General features: G+C 65.5%; 7 protein-coding genes. 1 reads left to right on the forward strand and 6 read right to left on the reverse strand.

Going from position 1 to position 7,011, the window contains the following annotated elements; all coding sequences use genetic code 11:
- From CS1GBM4_RS02670 to CS1GBM4_RS02695, 6 genes are all read right to left on the reverse strand, one after another.
- Complete coding sequence (locus CS1GBM4_RS02670; protein WP_186417143.1) at positions 1-786, reverse strand: anti-sigma factor; 786 nt, start codon at positions 784-786, stop codon at positions 1-3.
- Positions 783-1,298, reverse strand: coding sequence for a sigma-70 family RNA polymerase sigma factor (locus tag CS1GBM4_RS02675; RefSeq protein ID WP_186417144.1), 516 nt, complete (start codon positions 1,296-1,298; stop codon positions 783-785). The genes CS1GBM4_RS02670 and CS1GBM4_RS02675 overlap by 4 nt, the downstream gene beginning before the upstream one ends.
- Before the next feature lie 2 nt (positions 1,299-1,300).
- Complete coding sequence (locus CS1GBM4_RS24500) at positions 1,301-1,789, reverse strand: DUF305 domain-containing protein (protein ID WP_244607009.1); 489 nt, start codon at positions 1,787-1,789, stop codon at positions 1,301-1,303.
- Between the two features lie 12 nt (positions 1,790-1,801).
- Positions 1,802-3,190 carry a YncE family protein gene (locus CS1GBM4_RS02685; RefSeq protein WP_186417145.1) on the reverse strand — a complete coding sequence of 463 codons (1,389 nt, stop codon included), beginning with the start codon at positions 3,188-3,190 and terminating at the stop codon, positions 1,802-1,804.
- Positions 3,191-3,460: 270 nt separating this feature from the next.
- Positions 3,461-5,077: a GMC family oxidoreductase N-terminal domain-containing protein gene (locus CS1GBM4_RS02690; protein ID WP_186417146.1), complete on the reverse strand. Its 1,617-nt coding sequence runs from the start codon at positions 5,075-5,077 to the stop codon at positions 3,461-3,463.
- Between the two features lie 61 nt (positions 5,078-5,138).
- Positions 5,139-5,939 (reverse strand): alpha/beta fold hydrolase, encoded by an 801-nt coding sequence (locus tag CS1GBM4_RS02695; RefSeq protein WP_186417147.1) that lies wholly within the window; start codon positions 5,937-5,939, stop codon positions 5,139-5,141.
- A 145-nt stretch (positions 5,940-6,084) separates the two neighbouring features.
- Between CS1GBM4_RS02695 and CS1GBM4_RS02700 the strand changes: the two genes are divergently transcribed.
- Positions 6,085-6,582, forward strand: coding sequence for a MarR family transcriptional regulator (locus CS1GBM4_RS02700; RefSeq protein WP_186417148.1), 498 nt, complete (start codon positions 6,085-6,087; stop codon positions 6,580-6,582).
- The last annotated feature ends 429 nt before the right edge of the window (positions 6,583-7,011 follow it).

Below are 7,011 nucleotides of genomic sequence, written 5' to 3' on the forward strand. Positions count from 1 at the left end.
CTACAGTCCCGTTCGCTTTCCTCCCGTCGCGGCAAGCTGCTCGGCAGCGCGCTTCGCAAGCGGGGACTTGGAAGGTCCGAGGACTGCATAGCCCAGTTCACCGGTGAACCAGAAATAGGCCGTGATGGCGCCGTCCTGCCGTGAGCCCAGCTCCGCCTTGCGGGAATTCGTGAGCGTCTTGACATAGATCGCGATCGGCTCGCCCACCGGGTCGGCGTAAACGAACATGCCGCCCGGCCCCTCGTCGCTGGCGAGCAGGCGCCCGCCCCGGAAGGCCAAGCCGATAGCCGAAAGATCGGGCACAACGATGTCATGCCTGAGGTGCTGCGAGACCATCTGCCTCATGGCCGCCGCCTGAGTCGCAGGAAACTCGACCATATCGACCGATCGGCCCGCGAAAGCGCGAAACGCGACCACGGCATCCGCCATCGGTGGTCGCGCAGCGACCGGGGCCGGCTCCTGCCGAAACAGGAGAGCGCCCAGCAGACCGCCGACGGCAAAGAGGCACAGCCCGGCGGCCCATTGCTGGTAGCGGCCGATGTACAGCGCAGACCGACGCCGCCGGACCTCGGACAGGCGCAGCGACGGCGGGATCGGTTCGGCCGACCTCGACTGCGCCGCAGCTCGCAGAGCCTCGGTATCCGCACGCTGTTGTTCGACGCGGTGCCGCAGTGCCGGTTCGGCGGCCAGGAAAGCCTCGACCTCGCGCTGCCGGTCCGGCACCAGGCGGCCATCGATGAAGGCCTGGATGTCGTCATCGCCGATCGGCCCCGAGCGCAGCATCACTTGATTCTCCGGAAAGGAGTGACGTTGCCTCCTTCCAGCTCGATGCGCAGGCGCTCGCGAGCCCGGCTCAGGCGAGACATCACGGTTCCGATCGGCACGTCGGTCACCCTTGCGACCTCCTCATAGGTCATCTCCTCCACCGCAACCAGTTCGAGCACGATCCGCTGCGCCTGCGGCAGCCGCACCAGCGCCGAGAGCGCATCGCCGAGATGGAGAGCCTGGCTCTGGTCTCCCGACGGGTCGGTGCAGTCAGCACCGTCGTCATGGGTGAAACGGGCCCATTCACGCTGGCGGCTACGCCCTTGCGTCCTGTGCAGGTTGAACAGGATCTGGAACAGCCATGCCCTGACGCTGCCTCGCTTTTGGAGTTGGCGCCAACGCGAGAGGGCTTGCAGCAGCGTATCCTGGACCAGTTCGTCGGCATCGTCGGCGTTGCGCGCGAGCGAGCGTGCAAACCGCCTCAAGGCGGGGATCTGGGCCTCGATATCGAGGTCGGAGACGCTGCCTAACATGATCAGGGGCCCCGGTTACCGCTCAACGAGGGGTATTCGTCGCTGCCGCGCCGAAGCGCCTCGAGGCGTCCGCGCATGCCCTGCATTTCGGTCTGCTGCCCGGCGAGGATGGTTTGCGCGATCTCGCGCACGAGCGGGTCGCGTCCGTCGCGCAGCACGAGCCGCGCCATTTCGACGGCACCCCAGTGATGCGGCACCATCATGACGAGGAAGTCGATGTCGGGATTGCCGGACGGCGGATCGGCGTGCATGTCCTGCATCATCTTCTCCATGCCGACATGCATGTCCCTGATGAACCCGTCATAGCCCGCCGGGGAAGACGGGACCGGCGCGACCGGAGCCGGGCTTGCCGGCGGGCCCTGGACCGGCGCCTGCGGGGGAGTCGCACCACTCTTCGGGCCATGAGCGTGATGGGCTGCATGCCCGCGATGCTGGGCGAGCACCGGCCCATTCGTCATCAGCGCCAGGATTGTCCCGAGCGAGAAGGCCATCGTCTGCTCCTCTCACGCGGTCGCGCTGCGTGCGCCGGGGCGCACATAGACGAGGTTGATCGACTTCTTGTTGCGCAGCTTGCCCGACGGCAGATCGAGAGTCCCGAGCGGGATCTGCTTGACGAAGCGCGGGCGCAGCGGATCCACGACGTCGAACACACAGCAGACCGTCTGTCCGGCATGGGGGGAACCGGGCAATTCGTCCAGTTCGTGGGCGACGTAGAGCTTGCTGTTGGACGGGTCGGTCCAGATGCCGTGCGCCTCGCCGCCATGACTGAAGAAGTGGCCGACGACACGACGCCGGCCGGCCGGCGCAGACCCGTCGATGATGGCGATCCGGCTGGCGGCCCGGCCCTCCGGCCCGTCATCGTCGACCCGGCCGAAGGTTACATAAGCGACGCTGCCGCGTTCGTTGCGCACGAACTCGACATGGTTGGGACGGGCCCGGTCGCCGAGCGGCAGATGGTCGAGAAGCTTGTGCTCCGCGCCGGCATCGTACACCGAAAGGCCATCGGCGAGCTTCTGGGTGATCCAGAACTCGCGACCATCGGGGCTGATCTTCAGGAACGGCGCGAAGCCGAAGCGATCCTGCGCCGAGGTATCGATCGTCGCCTTGCGCTCGGTCGTCGAAAAGCCCTGAGCGTCATATCCGACGCTGAACACGTCGATGCGCGGCATCTTCTGCGAGATCACGAAGGCGGTCTCGCCGCCGGCCGAGAACCAGACCATGGCGGGCCCAGCCAGGACGGGCATGAAGCGGCGGATCGCCGCCCCGCGCGGCAGTTCACCCGCCGATTCCGCCAGGGCGCGCTGGACGTCGATGACGGCGAGCCTGTTCTCGCCGCGCAGCGCGACCCAGATCTCCTTGCCGTTCCGGGTGAAGGTGGGCTCGTGCGGCTCGCGACCGACGAGGATGCCTGAGGTCAGGGTATCGGGCGTCGTCGTCGGAGTGGCCACCGGGTTGGGCTGATTGCCAATGACCTTCAGCGTGACCGCATCGACGAGGTAGAGATTGCTCGTGCCGCGGCCAGCGGTCGCGAAGATCCGCGAGTCAGGCGACGGTACACAGCCATGGATCGAGATCGCGCCGTGATAGAGCGGCTTCTGGATCATCTCTCCATGTGTGGGCGTGACGTTGCCGGTCACGAAGCGGAACGGAGGACGAGAATCCTCGTCGAAGCTGGTCAGATTGACTGTCGACAACACCTCATCCGACACCGGATCGATGACACTCAGCGTGTTGGAATCCTCGTTGGTGATGAAGACACGGTCCCCCGCACGCGGGCCCGACTGCGCAGCCGGCGTCCGGGCTCGGCCCGGGTTGGCTCCAAGCGCCGCAGCGGCAACGGTCGCCTGGATCACGGCGCGGCGGCTCGGGCCATTTGCGATTCTGCTCGACATATCCTGCTCCTGTTACGGGAGTGAGATGTGCGAGAGGCGCAGACTATTCCGTCCCGATTTTCGTTTCACGCTTCTGTGAAGCGGTGCCCGCAGGTCGCTGCATTGCATGGCAGTACACGAAGAAGGTGCCAGGATGGCGCCTCGTGGTCGGCAAGCCGGATCTTCGGCGCAACGAACGCAGTCGCATGCGCGGTCCGATCCGGCCTTGCGTGGCAGGTGCCGAGGCGCAGGCCTCGCGCCTCGGCACCGGGAGATCACCGGAGGGCAGGGCTATAGCCCGTACTGACGCCGGATGATGGCGGCCGCTCGCTCGCCGACAATGGCGCAAGGCGCCTGGGTGTTGCCGGTCGTGACGCGCGGCAGCACCGAGCCGTCTGCAATCCGCAGGCCGTTGATGCCATTCACCGCGAGCCTTGAATCCACCACCGCCATATCGTCGGTGCCCATCTTCGCGGTGCCGCACTGATGCCAGTAGGTGACGGCTGCATCACGAATGAACGAGTCGTCGATCGGCCGATTCGCGCCGGGGATGCGCTCTCCCTGGACGAAGGGGCGGAAGGCGTCGCTGCTTCCGATCTCGCGACAGAGCTTCACGCAAGCTCGGGCCGCCTCCAGATCCCGCGGGTCCGACAGCATGTTGGCATCGACGACGGGCATAGCGGCCGGATCGGCGGACTTCAGGCGGATCCGGCCACGACTATAAGGCCGAGCAAGCCCCGCGAACATCGTCCAGCCATGAGCCGGCACACCCATCACGGCTGTCCGCTCGCTCGGGACGGGGAACTCCACCTGGCAGAAGAGGAGATCCGGCTCGGTCAGATCCGGGCGGCTTTTCCAGTAGAGTTTCGCCTCGCTGCCACTGTTTCGCGGTGCGATCGGTTCACGGTATTCCCACGTACATCCGAAGGAGACGTGATCCTGCAGATTTCGGCCGACCCCGGGAAGGTGCTGCAGGACGGGAATTCCGAGCCGCTCAAGCTCCTCGCGATCACCGAGCCCGGACAGCATGAGCAGCTTCGGCGTATTGATCGCTCCGGTCGAAATCACGACCTCCGTCCCAGCCTTGATGGCCGAGACTGTGCCGGCGCGTTCGATCTCCACACCCGTGGCGCGACGCCCATCGAACAGGACCCGGCGAACCAGCGTCCCGGTGAGGATCGTCAGGTTCGAACGATCGGCAATCGGCCGGACATAAGCCTGAAACAGGGAGTGCCGCCGCCCTTCGCGGACCAGCATGTCGGTATAGGCAACGCCGCCTACACCCTCCATCATCTCACCGTTAGGGTGATCGAATCGCGGGATACCGAGGCCTTCCGCCGCCTCGAGCAGGGCGCTGGCGATGGGGCTCGGGCTTTTTGCGGGTTGGACCCATACGGGGCCGGACGTGCCCCGGTAGGCGGGATCCGGCTTGCCCTGCCAGTTCTCGATCCGGCGATAGATGTCGAGGACGGACCCGTAGTTCCAGCCATCGTCGCCGGTCTTGGCGGCAAAGTGATCCCAGTCACTGCGGTGGCCGCGTGCCCAGACCATGACGTTCACGCTGGAGCCGCCGCCCAGACCTTTCCCCATCGACATGGACAGCGCCCGGCCTCCGAGATGCGGATTGGGCTCGGCCTGGAATCCCCAGTCGCGATCCGTCCCAAGATTGGTGGGCCACAATGCGGGATCCATGACGGATTCCACCTCGTCGGTCGGACCGGCCTCGATCAGCAGGACGCTGCAGGCCGGGTTCTCGGCCAGGCGGCCCGCGATCACCGATCCAGCTGCGCCGGCACCGCAGACGATGAAATCATAGGTCGGTTCGAGATTGGCGCTGCGCCCGAGCTGGTTCTCGCGCGCGCGTCGTTCGAAGCCCCCGGCATCACCGGGAACGGAAGCGTTGGTCATGGCTTGATCTTTCCAGTTCGGCGCAAGGCCGGTTCAGGACTGCGCAGGGGTGGCCGAGCGGCTATCTCGTGCCGACAGAGGTCTGGCGAGCAGCCTGATCGATCACATCGGCAATGATCCGCGGCTGGGTCATGAACAGTGCGTGGCTGGCCGAAACCTTGGTGACCCTGGCGCCGATGCGCTTGGCCATGTGGTCCAGCATGGCCTGATCGAAGGCCTTGTCCTCGCTGGCGATCACCGCCCAGCTCGGCTTGGAGCGCCAGGCGGCGTTCTTCAGCTTGGTGCCGAAGGCAGACAGGTTGATCGGCACCTGGGAGTCGCGCAGGAAGGCGACATCGGCGTCGGTGGCATCATGGGCGAAGCCGGCCTTGAACCTTTCGCGGTCGACGAAGGCGAAGCCATCGGGCGCCTTGTCGAGGACGAACTCCGTCGCGGGCGCAAAGCCTTCATACTGCTGGGCCGTGGTCTCGCCGGCATCGGGGGAGAGCGCCGAGACATAGACCAGCCCGGCCACCTTCGGATCGACGCCGGCTTCGGTGATGACGGTGCCGCCCCAGGAGTGCCCGACGAGGATCGTAGGCCCGGCCTGCCGGTCGAGCGCTCGCTTGGTTGCGGCGACGTCGTCTTCGAGGGAGGTCAGCGGGTTCTGGACGATCGTCACGCGGTAGCCGCGAGCCGTCAGCAGGTCGTAGACGCCCCGCCATCCCGATCCGTCTGCAAACGCCCCATGGACGAGAACGACATTCCTGGCAGACTGGGCGGCGGACAGCTGCGGGCCATTCGAAGGCTGGGCGAGAGCGGTGTGAGCGACAGTGCCGACGGCAGCTGCAGCGACCAGAGCGTTGCGAACGGGCTTGATCATGAGACTGTTCCTCAGTTTCACATGTCGTAATAATTATTGTTGCGATAATGTTATTGCCGGCGCCGCTGCGCTTGTCAATCTGAATGATGTCGCGATATATGTTGTTGAGATCACGGTTCCGTGAGCCGCACCGAAAGGGCCGCCGATGACCAAAGGCACCACCGCTCCGCCAGTGCCGCTGGAGGACCAGCTCTGCTTCTCGATCTACTCCGCTGAGATCGCGATCCAGCGGTCCTATAAGCCACTTCTCGATCAGCTTGGGCTTACATATCCGCAGTATCTCGTGCTCAACGTTCTGTGGCGCGAGGACGCTCAGACCGTCGGCGGCATCGCCCAGCAGCTGGCCCTGGAATCCAGCACGCTGACGCCATTGCTAAAGAGGATGGAAGCGGCCCGCCTGCTGCGTCGCACTCGCAATCCCGAGAACGAGCGTCAGGTCATCATCGCGCTCACTCCGGAAGGTGACAGCCTTCGGTTTCGTGCCGGTTGCCTGAACGAAAATCTGCTCCTGGCATCCGGACAGACGCCCGGCCAGCTCGCCGAGCTCAATCGTCTGGTCCGGCAGCTTCGCGATGCGATCTACAGCCATGCCGGCGCCTCGGAGGGTGCTGAGCCAGGGCCGGTCACTGCCCCCGAGAGCTGAATAGCGAAGGCGAGCGCCGCCTCGATGTGAACTCGCAACAGGTCGTCCATCTCGTCCCGAGCGAGGAAACTGAGGTTGCGAAGCCTCAGAGCGCTCGGAGGAGGACCGGATGGACAACCTGTTGAGAGCTCACATCGAGGTTCAACTCATTTCTGAAGCCATGCCAACCAAGCCAGACCGCCCGGCTATCCGAGCTGGCTGATCGTCCGGCGGTCTGGGGCCTGGCGGAGGTCTATGGCCGGCGCGTCGCCGAGCTGGGGAGCCTGCTGGAGGATCCGGAGTTGCGGGAGGAAGCGATTGAAGCGATCCGGTCGATGATCGAAACGACCGTGGTGGCGCCGTATGGCGGCGGTGGCGTCTCGCTTGAGCTGCACGGGGACTCAGCGCGGATTCTGGCGCTGTGCTCCGAACAAGCGAAAGCCCCGTCTC

It is taken from the genome of Allobosea sp. CS1GBMeth4, from assembly GCF_900185715.1.
Lineage (GTDB): Bacteria > Pseudomonadota > Alphaproteobacteria > Rhizobiales > Beijerinckiaceae > Allobosea.